Genomic DNA, 26,219 nt, shown 5'->3' on the forward strand with positions numbered 1-26,219 from the left:
GCACCTGGCCGCGCTCGACGTCTTCGCGCTTGGTGCCGCGCAGCAGCACGCCGACGTTGTCGCCCGCCTGACCTTGGTCCAGCAGCTTGCGGAACATTTCGACGCCCGTGCAGGTGGTCTTCTGGACCGGACGGATGCCGACGATCTCGACTTCCTCGCCGACCTTGACGATGCCGCGCTCGACGCGACCGGTGACCACGGTGCCGCGGCCCGAGATCGAGAACACGTCTTCGACCGGCATCAGGAAGGGCAGGTCGACCGGACGGTCAGGCTGCGGGATGTAGGCGTCGACCGTCTTCATCAGCTCGAGGATCGAGCCTTCGCCGATCGTGGCGTCGCCGCCGTCGATGGCGACCTTGGCCGAGCCCTTGGTGATCGGGATGTCGTCGCCGGGGAAGTCGTACGACGAAAGCAGCTCGCGCACTTCCATCTCGACCAGTTCCAGCAGCTCGGCGTCGTCGACCAGGTCGACCTTGTTCATGTAGACCACCAGGGCCGGCACGCCGACCTGACGGGCCAGCAGGATGTGCTCGCGGGTCTGGGGCATCGGGCCGTCGGCGGCCGNACGGTTGGCCGTCTCATATTCCACGTGCGCGGTGTTGATGGTGATGCCGCGGGCCTTTTCTTCCGGCGCGGCGTCGATGTCGGCGTAGTTCTTCGCCGTCGCGCCGCCGGACTTGGCCAGCGTGATGGTGATCGCAGCCGTCAACGTCGTCTTGCCGTGGTCAACGTGACCGATCGTGCCGATGTTGCAGTGCGGCTTAGTGCGTTCGAACTTTTCCTTGGCCATCGTCTCTACCTTCGCGCCGGCGGGCTTGTTTCAGGGAATTTCAGTATTGGGAGCTGGAGCGGGTAGCGGGAATCGAACCCGCATCCTCAGCTTGGAAGGCTGCTGCACTACCATTGTGCTATACCCGCCAAGCTAGCGGGGTCGCGATCGGCTCCCGGTCTGGCTTCTTTGGGGTCCAGGCCTCGTTGGAGCTCTCGTCGCGCGTGGTGGGGGAAGTAGGACTCGAACCTACGAAGGCGTACGCCAGGGGATTTACAGTCCCCCCCCTTTGCCACTCGGGACATTCCCCCAGCGCGCGACAGAGTTCCTTCAAAGCGGCCCTCCCCTCCTCGAAACCGGCGGCGGACCGCCCGTCACGAAAAAGGAACAAAAGCTTCCTCGAGACCGGTGAGACGGTGCTAAAGCAGCGCCGCCCTGGCTCTTGGAAACCCTCAGGGCCCCAAATCGGAGCGCGTCTTATAGTGTCCTCTCATTCCGAACGCAACGACCGGAAAAAGCCTTCTTCGCCCGGACGTGATTTTCGTTCCAACCCTCGGGAAAACAACAAGTTTTCTAAAGGCCAGGGCGACGCCAAGGACTGGATCTGGGGGATTCACGCCGTCGAGGCCGCGCTTTCCAACCCCGCCAGGCCGGTTCCAAAACGCCTTCTGGCCACCCCCGATCGGGCCAAGCGACTCGCTCCGGCGCTCAGCCGCGCGCCCTTCCTGCAGATCATGGAGGGCGCCGACATCGCCCGCCAGCTGCCGGCCGGCGCGGTGCACCAGGGCCTGGCTCTGAAGATCGACGAGCCGGAGATGCTCAGCGTCCACGACCTGGGGACCCCGGCCCAGGGCCTGCTGGTGATGCTGGACCAGATCACCGACCCGCAAAACATCGGCGCGATCTTCCGCTCGGCCGCCGCCTTCGGGGCCAAGGGGGTGATTCTCCAGGACCGCCACGCCCCCGCCCTGACCGGCGTGCTGGCGAAGACCGCCGTCGGGGCGGTGGACAAGATCGCCCACGCGCGCGTGGTCAATCTCTCGCGGGCCCTGGAGGAACTGGCCGACCTGGGCTGGCGCGCCGTGGGGCTGGCCGGCGAGGCCGAGGGCACGCTGGACCAGGTGCTGGACGATCGTCCCACTGTGCTGGTGCTGGGATCCGAGGGCGAGGGCGTACGCAGGCTCGTCGCCGAGCACTGCGACGTAATGGGCAAGATCGCCATGCCAGGCGGCTTCGAAAGCCTGAATGTGTCCGCCGCCGCGGCAGTAGCGCTCTACGAGGCGTCCAAAGTTCGCGCCTGAGAAGAAACCGGTTCGTGAATCGCCGTTAACCGTTTTGATTTCAGGGCCACGACATGGTTTTCTCAAGCGGGGACGCGAGGCTCGGCTTGGCGCAGACATCAGACAGCAAATCGAGGGAGCCGATGGCGCCTAACACAGTTCGTTCGGCGGCGCTCCGTTCGGCGTTTCTGGCCGGCTGCGCCGCAAGCCTCCTGATGATCGCCGGCTGCGGCGCGCGCGCGCCGGTCGAGGCCCCGCCCGCCGCCCCGACGGAGTTCGGTTACGACACCCCGCAGGCCACCGACCCGAGGGATACGCCGGCCGACGGCCTGCTGGGCGGCCCGCCCAGCGCCGCGGACTCCCAGGTTCCCGTCGCCGCGACCGAGTCCCCCCTGAGGACCTGGCGGCGTCCCGACGGAACCCTGGTCACGGCCATGGAGCCGATCGCCGATCCGGAGGACTCGCCGTCCTCCGTCCGCGGGCCCGTGCGCCCCCATGTCCGCGCGGCCGCTCACGCCCGCGTCCGCGTCCGCCATGAGCGGTCCGCGCCGGTCGCGCCTGCCCGCCACGCCCATGTGGCGTCGGCGCCCGTCACGCCTGTCCGGGCCGCGCCTGTCCGGGCCGCCCCCCCGGTCGCCCGCGCCGTAGCCCGCCCTGCGTCCAAACCGGCGCCGGTCGCCGCGCCCGCGCCCAGGCCGGTGGCCGTGGCCCCCGCCCCGGCTCCGTTGAAGCCGATAGCCGCCGTCCAGCCGGCCAAGGTCCCGGCGCCGGCGCCGGTGGTCGCGCCGGTCACCCCGGCCGCGCCAACCGGCAAGCCGCAAGCCCCGCTGCAGGCGCTGCAGGCGGCCGTCGGGCCCGAAACCGCCCGGGCCGCGACCCTGGCCGTGGCGCAAAGCCTGACCTCAGGCCAGGAAGGCCAGGTCACCCTGTCCCTGCCCGCCAACCTGGGCGACCGGATCAAGGCGGAGGCCGCCAGGCTGGGCTTGGCCCAGACGGCTCGGAAGATCAGCGCCCATGCCGATCTGCAGGGCCAGGGCTACGACATCGCGCCGAGCGGCCGCCAGACCGCCGTGGTCAAGCCCGGCCAGCCGGCCACCTTCGCCTGGCAGGTCAAGCCGACCGCCGCCGCCCAGGGCCCACTGAAGGCCGAGTTCGGCGTGAACCTGAGCGGCGCCAAGCCGGCCCAGGATCTCACCCTGGGCTCGATCGCCAGGCAGGTGGCGCCGATCCAGGATGCGGTGAAGGACAAGGCCGGGCGCCTCAAGGGCGCCTTGCCCGATCTGAGCCGCTACGCGACGGTGGACGTGCCGGGCGTGGGCAAGATCCCGGGCAAGTCGCTGCTGGGCGGCGCCCTGGTGCTGCTGGCCCTGCTGATCCTGGTGGTGATCTCGCGCAACGCCGCCGCGGCCCAGGCCAGGGCCCAGGCCGAACGCCGGCGCAGGGTCCGCACCCAGACCGACTACGGCCAGGACCACATGGTGTTCGACACCCCGAGGAGCCCGGCGACGCCGCCCCCGCACGGCGGTCCAGGCCGACCGGAGCATAACCCGTTCGAGACCCCCGCGTCCGATGCGCCCGGCCGCGACGGCGCCGCGCGCAAGGAACTCGAGTCGGTGGACTAACGGACGCTTGCCAGACCCGCCCGCCTGACGCATTGAGGCCGCATGTTTGACGCGCTCCTCGCCCAGGTGGGCGGACTGAACGGTCCGTTCGCGGCTTTCCTGTCCGTCCTGATGATCGACCTCGTCCTGGCTGGCGACAACGCCGTGGCCGTGGGCCTGGCCGCCGGCGGCCTGCCGGCCAAGGACCGCAAGAAGGTCATTCTCTACGGCTTGGGCGCGGCCGTGGTGCTGCGCATCAGCTTCGCCCTGATCACCACCTGGCTGCTGGGCGTGATCGGCCTGCTGCTGGCCGGCGGCGTGCTCTTGCTGTGGGTCTGCTGGAAGATGTGGCGCGAGCTGCGCGAGCAGATCACCCACGACCAGGAGGACGCCCGCGCCATCCTGGACAACAATCCGGCCACCGAACCACGAGCCAAACCGGCCAAGAGCTTCAAGCAGGCCTTCCTGCAGGTGCTGATCGCCGACGTCTCGATGTCGCTGGACAACGTGCTGGCCGTGGCCGGCGCGGCCCGGGAGCATCCGGCCATCCTGGTGTTCGGCCTGCTGCTGTCGATCATCCTGATGGGCGTGGCCGCCACCGCCATCGCCAACCTGCTGCACAAGCACCGCTGGATCGGCTTCATCGGCCTGGCCATTGTGCTGTACGTCGCCGTGCACATGATCTGGGAAGGCCACCGCAGCGTGGTCATCGACCTGCACAAGACCGAGGCCTACAACGCCGCCGCCCCCGCGTTCCTCGACATCAAGCCGGACGAGCTGGCCGCGCACAACAAGCACAAGAAGTGATGCGGGGCCCGGCCCTCGTCGTCCGCCTGGCCGCTCTCAGCGGCTTCCTGGCCGTGGTGTTCGGGACCTTCGCGGCCCACGGCGCCAAGGACGCCCGGGCGGCCGAGCTGCTGCACACCGGATCGCTGTACCAGATGACCCACGCCCTGGCGGTGCTCGGCTGGCTGGCGGTGCGCCAAGCCGGCCAGGATGGGGCCGGCGGCAAGGTCGGCGTCGAGGTCCCCTCGCTGTTCCTGGCCGGAACCGTGCTGTTCTCGGGATCGCTGTACGCCCTGGCTTTCGGCGCGCCGCGCGCTCTGGGCATGGTCACGCCGTTCGGCGGCCTGTGCTTCCTGGCCGGCTGGCTGCTGCTGGCCTGGCGAGCGGGTACGATCGGGGATCGAAAGGCTTAGGCCGCCATCTTGCCGCGCCGGTCCTTGGGGACCGCCAGGCCGAAGATCGCCAGGCTGGAACCCACCAGGCAGGCGAACATCACCGCCGCCACGGGCTTGGGCGTGCCGTCGTGCAGCAGGCCGCCCGCCCACGAGGCCAGGGCTCCGGCCCCGAACGAGATGCCCCCCATCAGGGCCGAGGTCGAGCCCGCCCGGCTGGGATCGACGCTCAGCGCCCCGGCCATGGTGTTGCCGCTCATCAGGCCGTAGGTCGACAGCGCCGCGAACAGCAATGGCAGAACCGTGAACTGTCCGCCCAGGCCGCTCCAGGCCGCAGCCGCCAGCAGCAGGGCGGCGACGATCGAGGCGATGCTGGCCCGCACCAGCACCCGGTCGGGCGTCGAGCGGCGCAGCAGCAGGCGGTTGACCTGGCTGGCGCCGATGATGCCGACCGCGTTGAGGGCGAAGATGATGTTGAACACCAGCGGGGTGTGGCCGTAGGTCCCCATCACCAGGTCCGGCGCGGTCGAGATGTAGGTGAACAGGGTGGCGCCGTTCAGGGCCCCCGCGAGGCAGTAACCGACCAGCCGCCTCTGCCGCAGCAGGGCCAGGTAGGCGCGGAAAGGGTTCTCCGAGCGCGCCTGCACGGCCGTGGCCTCGGACCGCGACTCCCCGAGGCTCAGGCTGATCCACAGGCCGATCAGCAGGCCGAAGGCCACCAGCGTCCAGAACACGCCGCGCCATCCGGCAAAGAACTGGACGACGCCGCCGAACTGCGGGGCCAGAACCGGGGCCAGGCCCATGATCAGGGTCATCAGCGACAGCACCCGCGCCGTGTCGGCGTGATTGAACTTGTCGCGCACCACCGCCCGGGCGATCACCGCGCCCGCGCAGCCGCCCAGAGCCTGGACGAAGCGCGCGGCGATCAGCACCTGGATCGAGGGCGCGGTGGCGCAGACCACCGAGGCGGCGATGAAGATGCCGATCCCCAGCAACAACGGCAGGCGGCGTCCGAACCGGTCCGAGGCGGGTCCGTAGAGGAACTGGCCGATCGCCATGCCGGCGAAGAACGCCGCCAGGGTGGCCTGAACGTCCTCGGCCCCCGCGTGCAGGGTCCGGCCGATGTCAGGCATGCTGGACAGGTACATGTCGATCGACATCGGCGCGAAGGCCGTCAGGGCGCCCAGCATCAGGACGAGCCGCCAGGGGGTGGCGGCGGGCGCGGGCGGTGCGTTGTCGGTCATGGAGGCGCTTTTACGCTTGTTTTCCCCAGGGGTAAGTCCTTGACCGTAGGAATCGCGGCCTTGCCCGGCGCGACGCCCGCCGGCAAAGTGATCAACAATAACATACAGCAGGAAACGCCATGGCCCAGCTCGCGCCGCCGATGCCCGAACCTTCGTTCGCGCAGATCAACGGGATCCGCATGGCCTATTATGAGGCCGGGCCGCGGACGGGCGTCCCCATCGTCCTATGTCACGGCTTCCCGGAGTTCTCCTATTCCTGGCGCTGGCAGATCGCGGCCCTGGCGGCGGCGGGACGCTGGGTGATCGTTCCCGACCAGCGCGGCTACGGCCTGACTGATCGTCCCGAGGCGGTCGAGGACTACGACATGGCCCACCTGACCGGCGACCTGGTCGGGCTGCTGGAGCACCTGGGCGTCGAGAAGGCGGTGTTCTGCGGTCACGACTGGGGCGGTCTGGTGGTCTGGCAGCTGCCGCTGATGCATCCGGACCGCGTGGCCGGGATCGTCGGCCTCAACACCCCGTTCCTGCCACGCCTGCCTATCGACCCGATCACCATGTTCCGCCACGCGTTCGGCGAGGACATGTACATCGTCCACTTCCAGAAGCCCGGCGTGGCCGACGCCCAGCTGGCCGCCGACGTCGACAGGACCATGCGCTATTTCATGCGCAAGCCGACGGGCGTGCAGGCCGCCTTCACCAGCGGCGAGACCAGCGGCCGGTCCTTGGCCCTGCAGGACGGTCTGGCCCGCTACGACGTCGCCGACGACTCCAGCCAACTGCTGGCGCCCGAGGAGCTGAAGGTGTTCGTCGAGACCTTCCAGCGCACCGGCTTCACCGGCGGGATCAACTGGTACCGAAACTTCGTGCGCAACTGGGAGCGGGCCGAACACCTGCCCACCCGGATCGACGGGATCCCCTGCCTGATGATCATGGCGGAGCACGACGTGGTGCTGCCGCCGTCCCTGGCCGACCGCATGGGCGACCAGATCTCGGACCTGGAGAAGGTGCTGGTCGAAGGCAGCGGCCACTGGACCCAGCAGGAAAAGCCCGACGAGGTGAACGCCATCCTGATCGACTGGCTGGGGCGACGATTTCCGAACTGACCGTGGTGGCCGCACCCCGACCTGTTCGAGCCTTCAGTTCGCCGACCTTGAACGACAGCGGAAGAAATCCTCGTCCTGAGTCTGTCGAAGGATGAGGGCGTTTCTCGGTATTCGCCGCGAGGCTGGGCCGTTTGCCTGGGCCCCCTACCCCTTCGCCGCCGCCAGGATCTCCGCGCGCCGTCGCATCGCCGCGGCCATCTGCAACATGGCCAGGGCCGAGGTCTCATCGCGCTCGGCGGCGCGCACGGTGTAGAGCTGGGCCATCACCTGCAGCGAGATGACCTTGTCCAGGCCCTCGGGGCCCATCATCTCGGCGATCGCACGGTCCAGCTCGGCCAGCTGGCGCGGAGTCAGCATCTCCAGCAGTTCGTCGTCGCTGAGGTCTTCGGGGTTGTTCATGACTCGGGAGAATACGGAAAAGCGGCGCGGGTTGCGACGGTCCGGGCCCGGTTTGTTGGGCGGCGACGCCGGGCGCACGACCGGCGTGGGCAAATGAGCCCGTCGCGCGTTCCCTCCCGGCCCGAAACCGGTTTAGGGTTGCGCCATGGATCGTAACGCTTCCGCCTCGCCCATGTCCGTCAACGGTCGCCGCGGCCTGTTTCGCGATATCGAACCCTTCTCGTTCGGTTGGCTGGGCGCCGACGCTCCCCATGAAATCTACTATGAGGAATGCGGCGCCCCGCACGGCAAGCCGGCGGTGATCCTGCACGGCGGCCCCGGCGGGGCGGTCAATCCGACCATGCGGCGGTTCTTCGACCCCACTCGGTGGCGCATGGCCCTGTTCGACCAGCGCGGCTGCGGCCGCTCGCGCCCCAACGCCAGCCTCGAGGACAACACCACCTGGAGCCTGATCGCCGACATCGAGCGGCTGCGCGTGCACCTGGGGATCGAGAAGTGGACCGTGTTCGGCGGCTCGTGGGGCTCGACCCTGGCCCTGGCCTACGCCATCACCCATCCCGAACGGGTCGAGGCCCTGGTGCTACGCGGCATCTTCCTGCTGACCCAGAAGGAACTGCGCTGGTTCTACCAGGACGGCGCCTCGATGCTTTTCCCCGACGCCTGGGAGCGGTTCCTGGCCCCAATCCCGGTCGAGGAGCGCGGCGACCTGATCACCGCCTACCACAAGCGCCTGACCCATGCCGACCGCCGCGTCCAGGCCCAGGCGGCCGGCGCCTGGAGCCAATGGGAGGGCGACACGATCTCGCTGCGCGGCCCCGAGGCGCGGCCCCCGAAGTTCAATGAAGAGGACTTCGCCATCGCCTTCGCCCGGATCGAGTGCCACTTCTTCGCCAATGGCGGGTTCTTCGAGGAAGACGGCTGGATCCTGAAGAACATCGACCGGATCCGGCACATCCCGGCCTGGATCGTCCAGGGCCGCTTCGACGTGGTCACGCCGCTGGACAGCGCCTGGTCCGTGCACCGCGCCTGGCCGGAAGCCCGTTTCGAGATCGTCTGGGACGCGGGCCACGCCTCGACCGAGCCGGGCGTCATCGACGGCCTGGTGCGGGCCACGAATGCGGCGCTAAACGTCTAGGCGCCGAGCGTTCGAGCGCCGGACCAGCCCCTCGCGCACCGACACGCCCAGCAGCACCGCCGTCGTGGCGATCGACAGGACCAGCGGTCCGACCGCCAGGCTGAGCGGCGCCAGGGCCGCCAGCGCCGCTAGACCCACCACCTGGGCCCTCGGCCAGGAGCGGAACATAGCGCGCTTGAACAGCACCCCGCCCAGCAGGAACAGGAACGGTCCGCCGATCACCGCCAGCGCTGTCTTCAGGTCCGTGTGGCCCAGCGGATGGTGGATCGTCCACTCGTCGCCCACGGCGGTGACGATGACGCCGGCGATCGGCAGCAGGTGGATGTAGGTATAGGCCTCGCGCGCCACCCGGCCGGGGTCCTTGGCGTGGCTGATCGCCTCGCTGGCGGCCTCGGCCGTGAACGAGAAATAGATCCACCACATGGCCAGGCTGCCGGCGAACGCGGCCAGGAAGGCGGCCATCACCAGCGGCGTCCAGGCCAGGGTCGCGGTGGTCGCGCCCATGACCAGGATCGACTCGCCCAGGGCGATGATCGTGAACAGGGCGCAGCGCTCGGCCAGGTGGCCGCCCTCGACGTCCCACTCCTCGGCGCGGGCCCGGCCCAGGCCGGGGGCCCAGAACCCCAGGGCCGGCGAGACGTATTCCAGGGCCAGCGCCCCGCCCCAGAGGGCCAGCCGCGCCCCGCCCTCTGCCAGGCCGCCGGTGATCCACAGCACGCCCGAGGTCGCGAACCAGACGGAGATCCGGATGAAGTTGCGGCTCTGGAAAGGATGATCCCGCATCGCCCAGGCGGTGAACAGGCTGCGGCCCAGTTGGATCGCCACGAAGGCCAGGGCGAAGACCAGGCCGCGATCGCCGAACGCCTTGGGGATCGACATGGTCATGACCATGCCCACCACCATGGCCACGAACAGCATGATCCGCACGGGCGCCCGCTCGGGGTCCAGCCAGTTGGTGACCCAGGCGGTGAAGATCCAGGCCCACCAGACGGCCATCAGCAACAGGCCGGTCTCGACCACGCCCAGCAGGGTGGGATGGGCCATCAGCCCGTGCGACAGCTGGGTGACCGCGAACACAAACACCAGGTCGAAGAACAGCTCGACATAGGTGACCCGCGCATGGCCGCCCGAGGCGCGGTCGCGGAGCATGTGACGGCGGGACATGGCGGTTTTCCTCTGGTGAGTCGCGAGCCTAGAGCGTGACAGCCGAAAGGACAGGCCGGTTTCGTCAAGCATCCCGGGCGCTCTTCGCACGGTCGCGATCGAACGTTTTGTCGTCCGGTGCGCTTTTGTCGGCATGGATGCTTCGGTTCTCCTCCCCCACCGCGCCGCCCTGACCGGCGCCGCCGTCGCCCTGACGATCGGGCTGACGGGCGGCCTGATCCTGCGGACGGGTTCCCAGACGGCGCCGCAGATCGAGGCCGCTTTCATATCCGGGCCCGCCGGCGACGCGGTCCAGCCGATCACCTGGCCCAGCGGCAAGGTCCCCGACTATGTGGTCGGCACCGATTTCCTCCCTGGCCGGCAACCGGAACAGCCGCCCGTGGTCGTCGCCTCGTACGAAGTCCCCGAATACGTCCCGGCCGCCTGGTCCGAGCCGGAGAGCCAGATCGAAGCCCAGCCTGTCCGGCCCACGGAGCCCGCCACCCGAAGCTGGCCGTCGACCGCCGGCGACATCCTGGACACCCGCCTGCCCGAGGACGCCCCGCAGGCGCCCGAACCTCCGCCGGCGATCGCCGCGCCGGAAGCTCCCACCGCGCCGCTGGCGGTCGCGGCGGCCTATTAGTCCCGGACCGCCCGAGCCGGACCCAAGGTCAAGCTCGGCCCCGCCCTTGCTGCCAATCGCTCCAACCCACGGCGCTTGTCCCATTTCGCGCCAGGACCTGGATCGAAATGGCGGACACGCAACAGCAGCACGACCAACCGCCCGACCTCTGGCGCAAGCTGGAAGCGCTGGCCTGCGGCTTCGTGCTGTTCATGCTGTCCAACGCCCTGATCGGTCCGTTGCTGGATCCGCTGCAGGCGGGCGGCGAGAACATTCCCGTCCTGCGGCTGATGTGGCTGCCGGTCTACGCCCTGACCCTGGGCCTGGCCGCCTGGCGCGCGCCGCGCCTGATGCGGTTCTGGCTGCCCGCCGTGCTGCTGAGCCTGCTGGTCTTCTGGGTGTACGCCTCGGCGTCGTGGTCGCTGAACCCCGGGACGACCAACCGCCGAGCGATGGCGGCGGCGTTCACCACCCTGTTCGGCTTCTATTTCGCCGCCAGCTTCGACGGTCGGCGGATGGCCGAGATCATCGCCGACACCTTCCTGCTGCTGGCCGCCGCCGGTCTCCTGGCCGCCGTCGCCTATCCGAAAATGGGGGTGCAGCACGACATCAACGCCGGCGACTGGCGCGGCCTCTGGTACGAGAAGAACCAGATGGGGGCAATGATGGTCTATGGCGCCCTGGCCGCCATGGCCGCGCTGCTGGCCGGCTCGCCCCGGCGCAAGCAGATGGTCTTCACCATCGTGCTGTGCGCGGCGATGCTGCTGATGAGCAAGTCCAAGACCTCGCTGCTGGCCCTGATGATCGGCCTGTGCGGCTCGATGCTGCTGGCGGCCATGCGACGCGGTCCGGCCACGGCGGTGATCGTCGTCTGGCTGGGCGTCACGGTCGCCGTGACCGCCGCCATGGTCATGTGGCTGGCCCCCGAACTGCTGTTCAAGGCCCTGGGCAAGGATCCGTCCCTGACCGGCCGCACCGACATCTGGGCCGCCCTGCTTCGGCAGTCGGCCAAGCATCCGCTGACCGGCTTTGGCTACGGGGTGTTCTGGACCCTGGACTCCGTCCCCGCCAACTGGATCCGCAAGGAGACCGGCTGGCTGGTGCCCAGCGCCCACAACGGCTGGCTGGACATCCTGGCCCAACTGGGCTGGATCGGGGTGGGCCTGTGCGCCCTGGTGCTGGGCGGGCCGCTGCTGGTCGCCCTGTTCCGGTTTCGCCAGGTGCAGGACGGCTACTGGGCCACCCTGTTCCTGGCCATCTTCCTGATGACCACCTTCTCCGAGAGCTTCATCCTGGAGCGCAACGGCATCGTCTGGTCCCTGGCCTGCGCGGCGGTGACCCGCCTGCTGGGACCTGTATGGGCCGATCCCAGGCGCCGGACGCCGGACATGCCTCCGCTGGACGCCGCTCCGGCCCTGGCCTGGAGCCTGGCCCAGCTGGAGCCTGCGCCCCAGCCTGAGCCCGAGATCTGGACGCCCGCGCTGGCGCGCCGTCCAGACCCCGCGCCGATATTTGGCAAGCGCGCGGTCTCGCCTTTCGGCGCTTAGCCCGCTACTGGAGCGCCATGACCGACTACACGCCCCAGCAGATCGTCGCCCGCGGCGCGCGCGCCGACGCCGAAGCCGCCGCCGACGCCATCGACAACCATCCAGGCCTCGAGGGCGCGACCTATTCGATCCTGGAAGAGGACGAGGACAAGGGCGTCTGGCGCATCGACGCCTTCCCGACCACCGACGAGGAAGACGCGGGCCTGCTGGAGGTCCTGGCCGGCTATCCGCTGAAGGTGCTGCGCGAGCAGCTGGCCGACGCCGACTGGCTGGCCATGGCGCTGTCGGGCCTGCCGCCGGTGCGCGCCGGCCGGTTCTTCGTCTACGGCATGCACGACCGCGGCCGCCTGCCGGCCAGCACGGTCAACCTGCGCATCGAGGCCGGCGCGGCCTTCGGCACAGGCCACCACGGCACCACCGTCGGCTGCCTGCTGGCCTATGACCGGCTGATCAAGGCGCGCAAGTTCAACAAGGTGCTCGACGTCGGGGCCGGCACCGGGCTCCTCGCCATCGCCGCCGCGCGGACGGGATCGAAGATCGCCGTCGGCACCGACATCGACAAGCCCAGCGTGCGGATCTCCAAGGAGAACGCCAAGGTCAACCGGGCGAACGCCCGCTTCGTCCACGCCTCGGGGTTGTCCAACCGCCTGGTGGCCGACAACGCCCCCTACGACCTGGTGTTCGCCAACATCCTGGCCCGGCCGTTGGTCAGCCTGGCCCAGGACATCAAGACCGCCCTGGTCCCCGGCGGCACGGTGATCCTGTCGGGCCTGCTGCGCACCCAGGAGCGCATGGTCAAGGCCGCCTACGTCTCGCGCGGCTTCAAGGTGGTCAATCGCATCCACCGCGACGCCTGGGCGGCGCTGGTGCTGCAGCGACCGTAGAATAACACCCTCTCCCTTGGGAGAGGGAGGGGCCCGCGCTCGAAGAGCGTGGGAGGGAGAGGGATTACGCCGCCAGAAATGGCGGTTACTTCCCTTGCGCCTCGACGCCAGACGGCCAAGCTGCCGCCATGGATCGGACCGCCAACGCGCGTCGGCTACGCAGCAACCAGACCATGGCGGAAGCCAAGCTCTGGGCCATCGTCCGCGCTGGCCGCCTCCAAGGCTTCAAGTTCAAGCGCCAGGTTCCGATCGATCGATACTTCGTCGATTTCCTGTGTAGCGAAAGGCGTCTTGTCATCGAACTCGATGGCAAGGCGCACGAGGGGCGCGAACTCTACGACCTCGAGCGAACCGAAGTGCTGGAAGGCTGCGGGTTTCTCGTCATGCGGTTTCCGAACGAGCAGGTCCTGAGCGATCCCGGCGGCGTCGCCGATGCGATCCTGGCGGCGCTCAGAACGGCGAGGCCCTAAACCCTCTCCCTCCCATGGCTGCGCCATGGGTCCCTCCCTCTCCCAAGGGAGAGGGTTTTCGAATGCGGAACACCTCCGCCTCCACCCACGTTTCTCCAGGCGGGACACTCTCGCTCCAGGAGCAACGTCATGACCTATGTCGATCCCCAAGCCCCGCCGCCCGAACGCGTCGTGCATGTCCGCCGCGAGGGCGGCGCCACCGGCTGGTTCGTGGCCGGGGCCGTGGCCATCGTCGCGGTGGTCGCCATCGCCTTCATGCTGACGGTCGGGGCGCGTACGCCCAGCGACGACCAGATCGCCCAGGCCCAGGACCAGGGCCGCGCCGCCGCCGTGGCCGAAAACGCCCAGACCGGGGCCGCACAGGCCACGATCGTCGCCCAGCAAGCGGCCCGCGACGCGAGCGCCGCCGCCGACAGCGCTCGCCGCTCGACCGAGAACACGGCCGCCAACGCCGCCCAGGCCGCCCACGACGCCGCCGCCCGCGCCGCCTCGTCGCGCGACGACACCCTGGCCCCGTCGGCCGACCCGAACGTCCAAGCCCCGCCGGCCCAGCAATCGCAGCCGGTGAACTAGACTGCCGATCGCAACCCGCCCCTTCCCAGCGCGGAGGGGCGGGACTAAATCGGAGGCATGCGCCAGACCTTCGATGAATCCACCGATCCGGGCTTCGGTCCCCGCCACGTTCCCCTGATCCGCGCCGCCATGGCCCGCCAGGGCCTGGACGGCTTCCTCGTGCCGCACGAGGACGAGCACCAAAACGAGTACCTGCCCGCCGCCAACGACCGCCTAGCCTGGGCCAGCGGCTTCACCGGTTCGACCGGGGCCGGGGTAATCCTCAAGGACCGGGCCGCCGTGTTCGTCGATGGCCGCTACACCCTGCAGGTGCGCGACCAGGTCGACCAAGGCGTGTTCGAGATCCGCGACTTGGTCGAGGGCGGCGTGCCCGCCTATCTGGAGACCGCGCCGAAGGGCGCGGTGATCGGCTATGACGCCCGCCTGCACAGCCCCCAGGCGCTGGACGGCCTGAAGGCGGCGGCCGCCCGGGCCGGCGCGGCGCTAAGGCCCGTGGCCGTCAACCCGATCGACGAGGCCTGGGGCGCCGAGCGTCCCTCCCAGCCCGCCGCGCCGGTCGTGCCGCATCCGGTGCAGTACGCCGGCGAGGAGTCCGCCTCCAAGCGCGCCCGCGTCGGCTCGGCCGTCGCGGCCCTGGGCGCGGACGCCGCCGTGATCACCGCCCCCGCCTCGATCGCCTGGCTGTTCAACATCCGCGGCGGCGACGTCATCCGCTCGCCCCTGCCGCTGTCCCAGGCGGTGCTGCGCGCCGACGGCACGGCGCGGCTGTTCCTCGACCCCGCCAAGGTCACCGACGACCTGCCGGCCTGGCTGGGCAACCAGGTGTCGCTGGAAGCGCCCGAAGCGCTCGACGCCGCTCTGGCCGACCTGGCGGGCCAGAAGGTGCTCGTCGACCCGGCTCAATCGTCGGCCTGGTATTTCGACACCCTGGCCGCCGCCGGCGCTGCGGTGATCCGCGCCATGGATCCCTGCACCCTACCCCGGGCCTGCAAGAACGCGGTCGAGATCGCCGGCACGATCGAGGCCCACAAGCGGGACGGCGCGGCCCTGACCCGGTTCCTGCACTGGCTGGCCACCGAGGGCCAGGTCAGTCCGCCGGACGAGAAGGAGGCCGTGGCCAAGCTGGAGGCGTTCCGCGAGGCGACGGGCGTGCTGAAGGACCTCAGCTTCGACACCATCGGCGCAGCCAACGGCCACGGCGCCCTGCCCCACTACCGCCCGACCGAGCGCAGCAACGAACGGGCGGCCATGGGCTCGTTGCTGCTGGTCGACAGCGGCGGCCAGTACCTGGACGGCACCACCGACGTCACCCGCACGGTCGCCATCGGCGAACCGACCGCCGAGATGGTCACCCGCAACACCCTGGTCCTCAAGGGTCACCTGGCCATCGCCCGCCTTCGTTTCCCGGCCGGCACCACGGGCTCGGCCATCGACGCCTTCGCCCGCGCGGCCTTGTGGAGCCACGGCCTGGACTACGACCACGGCACCGGCCACGGGGTCGGCGTCTATCTGGGCGTGCATGAAGGCCCGCAGCGGATCAGCAAGGCGCCCAACACCATCGCCCTGCAGCCAGGCATGATCGTTTCCAACGAGCCGGGCTATTACAAGGACGGCGAATACGGCATCCGCATCGAGAACCTCGAAGTGGTGATGCCGGCGGAAGCCGTCGGGACAGGCGACCGCCCGATGCACCGGTTCCACGCCCTGACCCTGGCCCCGATCGACCGGCGCCTGGTGGACAAGAGCTTGCTGAGTCCCGAGGAGATCGCCCAGTTCGACGCCTATCACGCGCGGGTCGTGCGCGAGATCGGTCCGCTGGTGGACGGCGAGATTCGCGCCTGGCTGGAAGCGGTCTGCGCGCCGCTCTGACCGCCTCGCCGACCCCGCCCTTCGCTGGAGCGGGGTCGGCGACGGTCGTCGCTATTTGGCGGAGGACGAGCTGATCCCCGCCTCCTTGAGCATTTCCTCGAACTTTTTTTCGTCCATGGATTTGCCCAGTCCAGCCATGCCTTCGGTCACCTTGGGATCGCTCATCAGACCACGCATGGCCGCTTGGCCGAGCACGCCGAACGCCTGGCCGATGGAGCCCGTACCCTCGTACTTCAGCGCATCGACGGTCTCCTTGCGGCAGTCGACCAGCATCAGGCGCTGCATCAGGGCGCCCGCCTTCTGGACGGCGGCGTCGCGCTGGGCGTCGGTCAGGTTGGTCATCGGCTTCACCGACGGGTGCGAGCTGATCGCCGCGAAGAGCCAACCCACCAGCTGGGCCTGGTCGGCATCGGTGGTCGAGCGCACCAGGCATTTGGACATGTCGTCGGCATAGACGCCGGCGCAAGCCATGCCCGGCGCAAGGAGCGCGCCCGCCAGGGCGGCGCTAGTGATCAATCGACGCAATGGTAGTCCCCCGAAAAGGCGGCGACTCTGCCGCAGGCGCAGTGATGCAACTTCCCCGGCCATGGACAAGCTTTATCGCCGACCTTAAGTGCCCCGAGGCTTGGCCCGCGTCGTCGGCGCCGTCGTCGCCGGGTCGTCCGGCCAGACGTGGCGCGGATAGCGGCCCTTCATCTCCGTCTTCACCTCGCGCCAAGAGCCCTTCCAGAACCCCGGCAGGTCCTTGGTGATCTGGATCGGCTTGTGGCCCGGCGACAGCAGGGCCAGCACCAGGGGCGCGCCGCCGACGGTCGGATGGGCCGTCAGGCCGAACAGCTCCTGCACCCGCACGTCGACGCGCGGGCCGCCGTCGGCGGCGTAGTCGATGGCGAAGCTGGAGCCGGTCGGCGCCGTGAACCGGGCTGGAGCGTCGGCGTCGAGCCGGCGGTGCAGGTCCCAGGGGACCAGGGTCCGGATGGCGTCGGCCAAGGCCCCGTCGCCCAGCTGGCTCAGGGCCGAGCGACCGGCCAGCAGCGGCTCCAGCCATTCGTCCAGCCGCCCAAGCAAGGCCGTGTCCGACAGATCCGGCCAGGTCTCGGCGTCGCGTTCGCGCAGGAAGGCCACGCGGCGACGCAGGGCCTGAGCGCCCTCGCCCAGCGGCACGGCGGACAGTCCCTCGCGCGCGACCTGGTCCAGCAGCGCCTTGGCGACCAAGCCCGGATCGACCTTGTCCAGCAGCCGCTCCTCGACCACCAGCTTTCCCAGGCGCAGCAGGCGGCGGGCACGGACCTTGCCCTTGGCGTCCGGCTCCAGCCTGTCCTCGGCCACCAGCCGGTCGGCGAAGGCCTCGCGCAGGCTGGCCTCGTCCAGCGGCGCGGCCAGCAGGATGCGGTCGCGGGCCTCGCCGCCGCCCAGTTCGCCGACGGCCAGCCAGGTCTCGCGGGCCAGGGCGTCGGTGGCCTCCAGATAGACCCCGCGCCCGCCGGCCAGCTGGTATTCCCCTGGCTTGCCGCGGGCTCGGGCCACCCGTTCCGGATAGGCCTCGGCCAGCATCAGGGCGTCGTCCAGCGTCGCGGCGCCCGAGGCTCGGCCGGCCGAGCGGGCCCAGCGTTCCGACAAGATCCGGGCGTCGCGGGCCCTGGGCGAACGGTCGCGATCGAAGCTTTCCAGCCGGTGGCGCAGGTCGACGTCTCGGCCGCCCAGGCCCTGCTCGCTGAGTACGGCGGCGACCTTGGCCCCCCGCTCGGCTTGGCCGGAGGCGGCGGCGCGCACGACCATGTGGGCCAGGCGCGGGGCCAGCGGCATGTCGGCCAGGGCCCGGCCGTGGGCGGTCAGGCCGCCCTGCCCGTCCAGGGCTTGCAGGCGGTTGAGCAAGATCCGCGCCTCGTTGAACGCGGCGGCCGGCGGCTTGTCGAGGAAGGCCAGGTCGCCCACGTCCCGCGCCCCCCAACGGGCCAGGTTCAGGGCCAGGTTCGACAGGTCGGCCTCGAGGATTTCCGGGCGGGCGAAGGCCGGCAGGGCCCGGGTCTCCGGCTCGTCCCACAGGCGATAGCAGACGCCCGGCTCGGTGCGGCCGGCGCGGCCCCGGCGCTGGTCCGCGGCGGCGCGGCTGACGCGCACGGTCTCCAGCCGGGTCAGGCCGCTGGACGGATCGAAGCGCGGCACGCGGGCCAGGCCGCAATCGATCACCACCCGCACGCCCTCGATGGTCAGGCTGGTCTCGGCGATCGAAGTGGCCAGCACCACCTTGCGCCGGCCCGCCGCGGCGGGGGCGACGGCGCGGTCCTGTTCGGCCGGATCGAGCGCGCCATAGAGCGGCGCGACATCGACGTCCGGCCGCCGCAACCGCTCGCGCAGCAGGGTCTCGGTCCGGCGAATTTCGCCCTGGCCGGGCAGGAAGACCAGCAGGCCGCCGCCCTCCTCCGCCAAGGCGCGTTCGACGGCGCGAACCACCCGCTCCTCCAGGCGCATTCCTGTTGCTTGGGGGCGCTCGTCGCGGCCCAGATAGCGGGTGTCGACCGGAAACATCCGTCCCTGGCTCTCGACGATCGGCGCGTCGCCCAGCAGGGCCGAGATCCGGGCGCCATCCAGGGTGGCCGACATCACCAGGATCTTCAGGTCCTCGCGCATCAGGCCTTGCGCGTCACGGGCCAGCGCCAGGCCGAGGTCGGCGTCGAGGCTGCGCTCGTGGAACTCGTCGAAGATCACCGCCGCCACGCCCTCAAGGCCCGGATCGTCGAGAATCATCCGGGTGAAGACGCCCTCGGTCACCACCTCGACCCGGGTCCGGGCGGAGACCTTGGACTGCAGCCGGACGCGGAACCCCACGGTCTCGCCAACGCCTTCGCCCAGGCTCTGGGCCATACGGGAGGCGGCGGCGCGGGCGGCCAGGCGGCGCGGCTCCAGCATGACGATCTTGCCGCCGGCGACCCAAGGCTCGTCCAACAGGGCCAGCGGCACGACCGTGGTCTTGCCCGCACCGGGCGGCGCGACCAGCACGGCGGCTTCGCGCCCGGCAAGCGCGGATTTCAAGGCCGGCAAGGCTTCGTGGATGGGAAGGGTCACGCGGCGTGGTTTAAGGGCGCGGGCTGAAATCACCAAGCACCGGTCGCCGCGCCCTGGTCTTTCTCCGATCGCCCAACCCGAAGGCAACCCAGGCCAAGAAGCGTGCTGCAACGCAACATCGCCTCGGCAGAGCATGGCTCATATTGCGCACAGCGGGGCGAACAATTACGCACGCCCTCCGCTTTACCTTGACCGCGTCCCGCTAACCGGGCCACGGTCCGCAAAATTTATCTACGCGGCCCCCGGGGGTGGCCGCGGGTCTCTGGAGGAAATATGTGGCGCGTTAAGTCACTGGATGCGATTTTAGCAACGGCCAAGAAGAAGTCGCTGCATCGCTCGCTCGGCCCCATTCAGCTGACCCTGCTGGGCGTGGGCGCGATCATCGGCACGGGGATCTTCGTGCTGACCGCCGCCGCCGCCCAGAAGGCCGGCCCGGGCATGATGTGGAGCTTCGTGATCGCCGGCGCCGTCTGCGCCATCGCCGCGCTCTGCTACTCGGAACTGGCGTCGATGCTGCCCGTCTCGGGCTCGGCCTACACCTATACCTACGCCGTGATGGGCGAACTGCTGGCCTGGATGGTCGGCTGGGCGCTGATCCTGGAATATGCGGTCGCCGCCAGCGCCGTCTCGGTCGGATGGTCCGGCTATTTCCTCGGATTGATCGAGAACGCCCTCCACTTCCACTGGCCCGACGCGTTGCGATCCGGCCCCGCCTGGTCGATGAACGGCTTCATCCCGGTGGCCGACTTCAGCGCCGGCGTCGTCAACATCCCGGCCATCCTGGTGGCCCTGACCGTGACCGCCCTGCTGGTTCGCGGCACGACCGAGAGCGCCCGCGTCAACGCCATCCTGGTGGTGATCAAGGTGACGGCCCTGACCGCCTTCGTCATCCTGACCCTGCCGGTGATCAAGACCGGCAACTTCTCGCCCTTCACCCCCAACGGCTGGTTCGGCCCGCACGGGACGACGGGCATGGGCGTGGTCGGCGCGGCCGCCTCGATCTTCTTCGCCTATGTCGGCTTCGACGCGGTCTCCACCGCGGCGGAGGAAACCAAGAACCCGCAGCGCAATGTGCCAATCGGCCTGATCGGCAGCCTGGGGATCTGCACCATCTTCTACCTGCTGGTCGCCGCCGGCGCGGTCGGCGCGATCGGCGCCCAACCCGTGCTGGCCCTCGACGGCTCCGTCGTCCAGCCCGGCTCGGCCGCCTTCCAGGCCGCCTGCGCCACCGCCGCCAACGCCGACCGCCTGGTCTGCTCCAACGAGGCCCTCGCCCACGTGCTGCGCGAGATCAACTGGCCCGTCGTCGGCAACCTGCTGGGCCTGGCGGCCAACCTGGCCCTGCCCTCGGTCATCCTGATGATGATCTACGGCCAGACCCGCATCTTCTTCGTCATGGCCCGCGACGGCCTGCTGCCGCAAAGCCTGGCCAACATCCACCCGAAGTGGAAGACGCCGTACATCGTGACGATCTTCACCGGCGTCTGCGTCGCGATCGCCGCCGCCTTCTTCCCGGTGGGCCAACTGGCTGACATCTCCAACTCCGGCACCCTGTTCGCCTTCTTCATGGTGGCGATCGCGGTGATGGTGCTGCGGGTGAAGGATCCGAACCGTCCGCGTCCTTTCAAGACGCCGGCCGTCTGGATCGTGGCCCCGGTGGCCATGGTCGGTTGCGCGGGCCTCTACTTCAACCTGCCGCTGGAATCGATGCTGGTGCTGCCGATCTGGGGCGCCCTGGGCCTGGTGGTCTATTTCGCCTACGGCTATCGCAAGAGCCACGTCGGTCGCGGCATCACCGACGAGGTCCACGAGTTGGACCCCGACGCGCCGCCGACCGGCGTGCCCGGCGTGGACTGAGATTAGGACTTGAACAGGCGTCCATAACGCTTAGTTCGGACGGGCGGAGACCCTCGGGTCTCCGCCCGTTTTCGTTTGGAGCCGTCCCGCAATGGCCGACATGCCGATCCGCGCCGTCATCGCGCCGGTCACGCCGCTGCAGCAGAACTGCACGATCGTCTGGTGCGCCAAGACCCTGAAGGCCGCGGTGATCGATCCCGGCGGCGAGATCCCGCGCCTGATGAAGGCCATCGAGGACCAGGGCCTGACCTTGGAGAAGATCTGGATCACCCACGGCCACATGGACCACGCCGGCGGCGCGGCCGAGCTCAAGCGCCTGACCGGCGTTCCGATCGAGGGTCCGCACAAGGACGACCAGTTCTGGATCGACCGCATCCAGGAGAGCGGCGAGATGTATGGGATCCCCGAGGCGCGGATCTTCGTCACCGACCGCTGGCTTGACGACGGCGACGTGGTCACCCTGGGCGAGACCCAGTTCGAGGTGTTGCACTGCCCCGGGCATACGCCCGGTCACGTGATCTTCTTCCACCGCCAGGCGCGCTTCGCCCAGGTGGGGGACGTGCTGTTCAAGGGCTCGATCGGCCGCACCGACTTCCCGCGCGGCAACCATCAGGACCTGTTGGACGCCATCACCGGCAAGCTTTGGCCGCTGGGCGACGACGTCCAGTTCGTGCCGGGCCATGGCCCGATGTCGACCTTCGGGGCCGAGCGGCGGTCTAACCCGTTTGTCGGAGACCGGGCGATCGAGGCGATGGCCCTCCAGGGCAAGGCCTACGAGACGCCGGTCAACCGCTCGCCGGGCTAGCGCGATCGCTAGTTCGGCGGTCCGCGCCGGGCGGGCAGCTCGGCTTGGCTGAGCTCGCCATTCTTGTCGGCGTCGAGCGCGGCGAAGCGGGCCTTGGCGGCGGCCAGGGCCTCGGCCTCGGTGATCTTGCCGTCGTGGTCGGCGTCCATGGCGCTCAAGGCGGCGCTCCCGCCGCCGCCCTTGCCCGCCTCCGGATGCTCGGCGCGACGCGCCTCCATCCGCTGCTGGATCGCGGCCAGCTCCTGTGCGTCGATCACGCCGTCATGGTTGGCGTCCAGGCGCTGGAACCGCGCCTTGGCGGCGTCCTCGAACTCCTGGGCGCTGACCACGCCGTCGCCATTGGCGTCCTGACCGCCACGCGGTCCCTGGGCGTGGGCCAGACTCGCGGCGGCGATGAAGGAAAGGCCGGCCAGGGCCGTCGGCGATAGGCGGGGCATGGGCTGTCTCCAGGCGACAATTCGGGAAGATTGGTCGCATGGCCGGGTTGCGTCCCTGTTGCAGGCGTGAAATCTGCTGGAGACAGGGGCGTGGAAAGAGCAAGTCATGGAAAGTTCGCAAGATCCCGCGACGACCTCGGTCGCCGCCTCCCCGGCCGGCCAGAACGCGCATGGCCAAAACACCGATCCAGCGCGCGGCGCCCGCGTCCTGATCGTCGACGACGATCCGGGCATCCGCGACGTCGTGGCCGACTTCCTGGGCCGACACGGCTACACCATCGACACCGCGTCGGACTCGCGGACCATGGAGCAGGCCCTGGCCCGCGGCCCGGTCGACCTGGTGGTTCTGGACGTCATGCTGCCGGGCGAGGACGGCCTGGCCATCTGCCGCCGCCTGTCGGCCGCCGACGGCCCGGCCATCATCATGCTTTCGGCCATGGGCGAGGAAACCGACCGCATCGTCGGCCTTGAGCTGGGGGCCGACGACTACCTGCCCAAGCCGTGCAATCCGCGCGAACTGCTGGCCCGCATCCGGGCCGTGCTGCGCCGCCGACAGGAGCCCCGCACGGTCGACGACGGCATGGGCGCGGCCTGCGAGTTCGCCGGCTGGCGCCTGGACCTGGTGCGCCGCGAACTGCGCTCCCCACAGTCGGTGGTCGTCAACCTGTCCAGCGGCGAATTCTCGCTGCTGCGCGCCTTCGTCGAGCGGCCGCAGCGGGTGCTCACCCGCGACCAGCTGCTGGACCTGGCTCGGGGCCGCGAAAGCGACGCCTACGACCGCGCCATCGACGTCCAGATCAGCCGCCTGCGCCGCAAGCTCGACGACGGCGGCGGCGGCGAGCTGATCCGCACCATCCGCAGCGAAGGCTACATGTTCACCTCGAAGGTGACCCGCACGCCATGACCGAACCCGCGCGGGTGAAGGGTCCAGGCAGCGCGCCGCTGTTCGTCCAGGCCCTGGGCCTGGTCATCGCGACCTTGGTGGCGGCGCAGCTGATCGCCATCGCCGTGGTCTTCAACCTGCCGCCGCCCCCGCCCGAGGTCTACCGGCTGAGCGAGATCGTCCGCGTCGTCAAGGGCGGCGCCACGGTCCAGCCGCGCGATGGTCGCGCCCTGCTGATCCGTCGCCACGCCGGCCCCATCCGGGGTCTGGTCGACAACCGCCGCCGCGCCGAGTTCAAGACCGCTCTGGCCCGCGAGCTGGGGGTCGATCCGGCGCGGATCGAGATGGACATCGACACCGGCCCCCGTTTCTTCGTCCGCGCCCAGAAGCGCACCTTCGTCCAGGATCTGCCGCGGGAGCGCCGGCCACGGGACGGACTGGGCGGACCCGGCGGTCCGCGCGGCGACAACGATCCAGGCCGCCCCGGCGGCCCCGGTGGTCCCCCCGACGGCTTCGGCGGCCCGCCCCGCGCGCAGCGGCCCGACGGTCCGCGCGACGAGCCATTCATCGTCGGCGACTTCAAGCTGGCCATTCACCAGGACAATGGACGCTGGACGGTCGTCGAACCCAAGCCCGCCATTCGCTTCGACAGCTGGCAGCAGCGGATCCTGCTGATCCTGGTCCTGTCGATGCTGTGCGTTTCGCCCCTGGCCTGGCTGTTCGCCCGCCGCCTGTCAGGTCCGATCAGCGCCTTCGCCGGCGCCGCCGAGCGGCTGGGTCGCGATCCCCGCGCCGCGCCGCTGGAGCTGAAGGGCTCAGCCGAGGTGATCGCCGCCGCCAACGCCTTCAACATGATGCAGGAGCGCCTGCGCCGCTACGTCGAGGACCGCACCGCGATGATCGGCGCGGTGGCGCACGACCTGCGCACGCCGCTGACCCGCCTGCGCTTCCGGATCGAGGCCGTGCCGGACGATGTCCGCGCCAAGCTGGCCTCCGACATCGACCAGATGGAGGCGATGATCGCCGCCACCATGGCCTTCGTGCGCGACACCACTCGCCCGGCCGAACGGACCCGACTGGAACTGGCCTCGCTGCTGGAAAGCATCATCGACGAGGCGGCCGAGACCGGTGGCCAGGCTTCGGTGGAATTGGGCGAGAAGATCGTCATCGACGGGGACCCGGTCGCACTTCGCCGCCTGCTGACCAACCTGGTCGAGAACGGCCTGAAGTATGGCGGCGCCGTGCAGGCGCGGGTCCGCGCCGAGGGCCGTCTCGCGGTGATCGAGATCGACGACAACGGCCCCGGCATCGTCCCAGCCGAGCTGGACCGCGTTTTCGAGCCGTTCTTCCGCAGCGAGCCGTCGCGCAACCGCGAGACGGGCGGGATCGGGCTGGGCCTGGCTGTCGTCCGCTCGGTGGCCCGCGCCCACGGCGGCGACGCCACCCTGCACAATCGCCCGGAAGGTGGGTTGCGCGCCCGGGTCGAGCTGCCGTTCTAGCGCCAGCTAGATCTCGGATACGCTATGGACAAGCAAGTCGCCTGTTTGTTGCGGGTCCGCAAAAGCTGCGCCATACGCACGACATGTCCGCGGGTTTGATCAAGGCATGCAAACCTTCAGCCGCCTCCGCGCCACCTGCATTCTGATGTTCGCCGCCCTGTGCCTGGGCGCCTGTGCTTCCGGCCCGCCGCAGGACGGCCCGCGCGGCGACTGGGGCAAGGCGCCGCGTCCGCGCGTGTCCGGCGAAGGCGAGCCGGGCGGACCGCCACGCCAGCCGCGCCGCAGCCTGTTCATCAGCCCGGCGGGCGAGCCGTTCCGCGCCGAGCCCGGCGCGCCCTACCCCGTCGCCGTCTGGTTCGCCGGCGCCGACGCCGATCACGACGGCGCCCTGACCCGTGACGAGTTCGTCGCCGACTCCCTGCGGTTCTTCGACAGGATCGACGGCGACCATAACGGCGTCATCGACGGCTTCGAGGTCTCGACCTACGAGACCCAGGTCGCGCCCGAGATCCTGCAAGGTTTCCAGGGCGGCGGAGAGGGTCCGAGCGCACAGGGCCGGGGCGGCCCGCGTGGCGAGGGTGGCGGCCACCGCGGCGGGCGACATCGCGGTGGCGATCCTCCCGGCGGCGGTGGTGGCGGCCCACGCGGCGGCGGCGGCCTGATGGGCGGCATGCTGCAGGGCGCGACGCCCTACAGCCTGCTGGCCGAGCCGGAGCCGGTCATGGCGTCCGACGGCGACTTCGACCGTCGCATCACCCGGGCCGAAGCGACCAAGGCCGCCAAGGCCCGCTTCGGCCTGCTCGACAAGGACGGCGACGGCAAGCTGCGCCTGGCCGAGCTGCCCCAGACCCCGCTGCAGGCCCGCCTGGAAGGCCCGCGCGCGGACCGCCGCTAGCTGCCCACCAGGCTGGCGATGATATTGATCCCCAACGCCAGGACTGCGGTGTTGTAGAAATAGGCGCAGACCGCCTGGGCGGTGACGAGGTTGCGCAGCTTGGTCGTCAGGACATTGTTGTCCGACACCTGGAACGTCGCCCCGATGCTGAAGGCCAGATAGACGAAGTCCAGATAGGTGCTGGCGGGCTCGCCCGGGAACAGAAAGCCGGGCTTGTCCGTTCCGTCGCCGAAGTGGCGATGGGCGTAGTGCAACGTGAACACAGAATGCAGAACCACCCAGGACAGCACCAGGGTGACGCCCGCGCAGGCGGCGGTGACGGCCTTGATCTCCGGCCCGGCCGTTCGCGCGTTCAGCATCGCGACCACCACCGCCACGAGGCTGGACAGGATGGCCGCCAGCACCAGCAGCAGGATTCCCGACGGCTTTTCATCCTCCGCCGCCGCCCGGCGACGCACTTCGGCCTCGTCCGCCGTCAGGAAGAGGCGCCAGGTCGTGACAACGTAAACAAGGGCGCAGGCGTCCCAGCCGATCAGGATATGGCTGCTGACCGGCGCATTTAAATGACGGGCCGCCAGCCATCCCAGAAGCCCGGCCACGCCGGCGGCCACCAGCCGCCAATGTCGTGATATTGCTGCGCTTTCAGGTTTTTTCATGCGAGCTTTGGTCATGTCGTTCACCTTGCTCCAGCAGGGTTAACACCAAACTCTGCAATTTTGTCTCGCCTGTCGGGTGAACCGAACGCGACTTCACTGGTTACTTCACCGGAACTCGTGAAAGACGCCATGACCGACCCCGACGCCCCGCCGCCGATCGAGCCGACGCAACCCGACTACGACCCGGGCTCCGTGCCCGACGAGGAGCCGATGCGCCAGCCGCCGGTGCAACCGGGCGACGACAGGCCTTATGACCGCTCCGCCACGCCGTTCCCCCCCGTGACCAGTCCCGATTAGGAGCAAC

Annotated in this window: 26 protein-coding genes, 2 tRNA genes and 1 pseudogene; 18 read left to right on the plus strand and 11 right to left on the minus strand. The window is 69.9% G+C overall.

From position 1 onward, the window contains the following. The 4 genes and pseudogenes from ASD47_RS07245 to ASD47_RS07255 all read right to left on the minus strand — a co-directional run. The coding region (locus tag ASD47_RS07245) for an EF-Tu/IF-2/RF-3 family GTPase (protein WP_235525816.1) at positions 1-564 on the minus strand (564 nt) is incomplete at both ends. Between the two features lies 1 nt (position 565). After that, positions 566-790: pseudogene (locus ASD47_RS27485) on the minus strand (GTP-binding protein); the annotation flags it as partial. 54 nt (positions 791-844) lie between these two features. Next, positions 845-918: transfer RNA gene (locus ASD47_RS07250), tRNA-Gly, on the minus strand. Between the two features lie 76 nt (positions 919-994). Further along, a tRNA-Tyr gene (locus tag ASD47_RS07255) sits at positions 995-1,080 on the minus strand. Between the two features lie 171 nt (positions 1,081-1,251). Here ASD47_RS07255 and rlmB point away from each other — a divergent pair. From rlmB to ASD47_RS07275, 4 genes are all read left to right on the plus strand, one after another. Next, positions 1,252-2,070 (plus strand): 23S rRNA (guanosine(2251)-2'-O)-methyltransferase RlmB, encoded by an 819-nt coding sequence (gene rlmB, locus ASD47_RS07260; RefSeq protein WP_056753703.1) that lies wholly within the window; start codon positions 1,252-1,254, stop codon positions 2,068-2,070. A 122-nt stretch (positions 2,071-2,192) separates the two neighbouring features. Continuing rightward, complete coding sequence (locus ASD47_RS07265) at positions 2,193-3,671, plus strand: hypothetical protein (RefSeq protein ID WP_235525814.1); 1,479 nt, start codon at positions 2,193-2,195, stop codon at positions 3,669-3,671. 42 nt (positions 3,672-3,713) lie between these two features. Next, entirely contained in the window at positions 3,714-4,457 is a 744-nt protein-coding gene (locus tag ASD47_RS07270; protein WP_056753710.1) for a TerC family protein, read from the plus strand. Further along, positions 4,457-4,849 (plus strand): DUF423 domain-containing protein, encoded by a 393-nt coding sequence (locus tag ASD47_RS07275; RefSeq protein ID WP_056753713.1) that lies wholly within the window; start codon positions 4,457-4,459, stop codon positions 4,847-4,849. Before ASD47_RS07270 ends, ASD47_RS07275 begins: the two co-directional genes overlap by 1 nt. Here the strand turns inward: ASD47_RS07275 and ASD47_RS07280 are convergent. After that, positions 4,846-6,072 (minus strand): multidrug effflux MFS transporter, encoded by a 1,227-nt coding sequence (locus tag ASD47_RS07280; protein WP_056753716.1) that lies wholly within the window; start codon positions 6,070-6,072, stop codon positions 4,846-4,848. The two genes, ASD47_RS07275 and ASD47_RS07280, sit on opposite strands and share 4 nt — an antisense overlap. Before the next feature lie 119 nt (positions 6,073-6,191). Between ASD47_RS07280 and ASD47_RS07285 the strand changes: the two genes are divergently transcribed. Continuing rightward, complete coding sequence (locus ASD47_RS07285) at positions 6,192-7,175, plus strand: alpha/beta fold hydrolase (protein WP_056753718.1); 984 nt, start codon at positions 6,192-6,194, stop codon at positions 7,173-7,175. Between the two features lie 144 nt (positions 7,176-7,319). Here the strand turns inward: ASD47_RS07285 and ASD47_RS07290 are convergent, their stop codons facing one another. Then, on the minus strand, positions 7,320-7,574 hold the full coding sequence (locus tag ASD47_RS07290) for a hypothetical protein (protein ID WP_056753721.1): 255 nt from the start codon (positions 7,572-7,574) through the stop codon (positions 7,320-7,322). Positions 7,575-7,719: 145 nt separating this feature from the next. Here ASD47_RS07290 and pip point away from each other — a divergent pair, with 145 nt between their 5' ends. Beyond that, entirely contained in the window at positions 7,720-8,709 is a 990-nt protein-coding gene (pip, locus tag ASD47_RS07295) for a prolyl aminopeptidase (RefSeq protein WP_056753724.1), read from the plus strand. Here pip and ASD47_RS07300 read toward each other — a convergent pair. Further along, entirely contained in the window at positions 8,698-9,873 is a 1,176-nt protein-coding gene (locus tag ASD47_RS07300; RefSeq protein WP_056753727.1) for a low temperature requirement protein A, read from the minus strand. The two genes, pip and ASD47_RS07300, sit on opposite strands and share 12 nt — an antisense overlap. A 133-nt stretch (positions 9,874-10,006) precedes the next feature. Between ASD47_RS07300 and ASD47_RS07305 the strand changes: the two genes are divergently transcribed. The 6 genes from ASD47_RS07305 to ASD47_RS07330 all read left to right on the plus strand — a co-directional run bounded on the left by ASD47_RS07305 (position 10,007) and on the right by ASD47_RS07330 (position 15,817). Then, complete coding sequence (locus ASD47_RS07305; protein ID WP_056753730.1) at positions 10,007-10,495, plus strand: hypothetical protein; 489 nt, start codon at positions 10,007-10,009, stop codon at positions 10,493-10,495. 107 nt (positions 10,496-10,602) lie between these two features. After that, positions 10,603-12,021 carry an O-antigen ligase gene (locus ASD47_RS07310; protein WP_230983647.1) on the plus strand — a complete coding sequence of 473 codons (1,419 nt, stop codon included), beginning with the start codon at positions 10,603-10,605 and terminating at the stop codon, positions 12,019-12,021. A gap of 17 nt (positions 12,022-12,038) precedes the next feature. After that, positions 12,039-12,905: a 50S ribosomal protein L11 methyltransferase gene (locus tag ASD47_RS07315; RefSeq protein WP_056753734.1), complete on the plus strand. Its 867-nt coding sequence runs from the start codon at positions 12,039-12,041 to the stop codon at positions 12,903-12,905. A gap of 128 nt (positions 12,906-13,033) precedes the next feature. Beyond that, complete coding sequence (locus ASD47_RS07320) at positions 13,034-13,375, plus strand: endonuclease domain-containing protein (protein WP_056753736.1); 342 nt, start codon at positions 13,034-13,036, stop codon at positions 13,373-13,375. Between the two features lie 129 nt (positions 13,376-13,504). Further along, positions 13,505-13,948: a hypothetical protein gene (locus tag ASD47_RS07325; protein ID WP_056753739.1), complete on the plus strand. Its 444-nt coding sequence runs from the start codon at positions 13,505-13,507 to the stop codon at positions 13,946-13,948. Between the two features lie 57 nt (positions 13,949-14,005). Further along, a complete protein-coding gene (locus ASD47_RS07330) occupies positions 14,006-15,817 on the plus strand; it encodes an aminopeptidase P family protein (RefSeq protein WP_056753742.1) in 1,812 nt (603 codons plus the stop codon). 51 nt (positions 15,818-15,868) lie between these two features. On the opposite strand, the gene ASD47_RS07335 is transcribed toward ASD47_RS07330, so the two are convergent. After that, complete coding sequence (locus tag ASD47_RS07335; protein ID WP_230983648.1) at positions 15,869-16,342, minus strand: hypothetical protein; 474 nt, start codon at positions 16,340-16,342, stop codon at positions 15,869-15,871. Positions 16,343-16,426: 84 nt separating this feature from the next. Further along, positions 16,427-18,883 (minus strand): ATP-dependent helicase HrpB, encoded by a 2,457-nt coding sequence (hrpB, locus tag ASD47_RS07340; protein ID WP_056753748.1) that lies wholly within the window; start codon positions 18,881-18,883, stop codon positions 16,427-16,429. 273 nt (positions 18,884-19,156) lie between these two features. Between hrpB and ASD47_RS07345 the strand changes: the two genes are divergently transcribed. Both ASD47_RS07345 and ASD47_RS07350 read left to right on the plus strand, forming a co-directional pair. Beyond that, positions 19,157-20,740: an amino acid permease gene (locus ASD47_RS07345; protein ID WP_056753753.1), complete on the plus strand. Its 1,584-nt coding sequence runs from the start codon at positions 19,157-19,159 to the stop codon at positions 20,738-20,740. 91 nt (positions 20,741-20,831) lie between these two features. Then, positions 20,832-21,545 carry an MBL fold metallo-hydrolase gene (locus ASD47_RS07350; protein WP_056753756.1) on the plus strand — a complete coding sequence of 238 codons (714 nt, stop codon included), beginning with the start codon at positions 20,832-20,834 and terminating at the stop codon, positions 21,543-21,545. Positions 21,546-21,553: 8 nt separating this feature from the next. Here the strand turns inward: ASD47_RS07350 and ASD47_RS07355 are convergent, their stop codons facing one another. Next, positions 21,554-21,982, minus strand: coding sequence for a dockerin type I domain-containing protein (locus ASD47_RS07355; protein ID WP_056753759.1), 429 nt, complete (start codon positions 21,980-21,982; stop codon positions 21,554-21,556). Positions 21,983-22,088: 106 nt separating this feature from the next. On the opposite strand from ASD47_RS07355, the gene ASD47_RS07360 reads away from it, so the two are divergent. From ASD47_RS07360 to ASD47_RS07370, 3 genes are all read left to right on the plus strand, one after another. Further along, entirely contained in the window at positions 22,089-22,886 is a 798-nt protein-coding gene (locus tag ASD47_RS07360) for a response regulator (RefSeq protein ID WP_082564510.1), read from the plus strand. Next, positions 22,883-24,364: an ATP-binding protein gene (locus tag ASD47_RS07365; RefSeq protein WP_056753762.1), complete on the plus strand. Its 1,482-nt coding sequence runs from the start codon at positions 22,883-22,885 to the stop codon at positions 24,362-24,364. The genes ASD47_RS07360 and ASD47_RS07365 overlap by 4 nt, the downstream gene beginning before the upstream one ends. 106 nt (positions 24,365-24,470) lie before the next feature. Beyond that, positions 24,471-25,259 carry a hypothetical protein gene (locus tag ASD47_RS07370; RefSeq protein WP_056753764.1) on the plus strand — a complete coding sequence of 263 codons (789 nt, stop codon included), beginning with the start codon at positions 24,471-24,473 and terminating at the stop codon, positions 25,257-25,259. Here ASD47_RS07370 and ASD47_RS07375 read toward each other — a convergent pair. Then, positions 25,256-25,930: a DUF1345 domain-containing protein gene (locus tag ASD47_RS07375; protein WP_056753922.1), complete on the minus strand. Its 675-nt coding sequence runs from the start codon at positions 25,928-25,930 to the stop codon at positions 25,256-25,258. The genes ASD47_RS07370 and ASD47_RS07375 overlap by 4 nt on opposite strands. Before the next feature lie 114 nt (positions 25,931-26,044). On the opposite strand from ASD47_RS07375, the gene ASD47_RS27120 reads away from it, so the two are divergent. Continuing rightward, on the plus strand, positions 26,045-26,212 hold the full coding sequence (locus tag ASD47_RS27120) for a hypothetical protein (RefSeq protein WP_163231767.1): 168 nt from the start codon (positions 26,045-26,047) through the stop codon (positions 26,210-26,212). Positions 26,213-26,219 lie beyond the last annotated feature (7 nt).

Origin of the sequence: Caulobacter sp. Root1472 (genome assembly GCF_001426985.1) — a bacterium.
Taxonomy (GTDB): domain Bacteria; phylum Pseudomonadota; class Alphaproteobacteria; order Caulobacterales; family Caulobacteraceae; genus Caulobacter; species Caulobacter rhizosphaerae.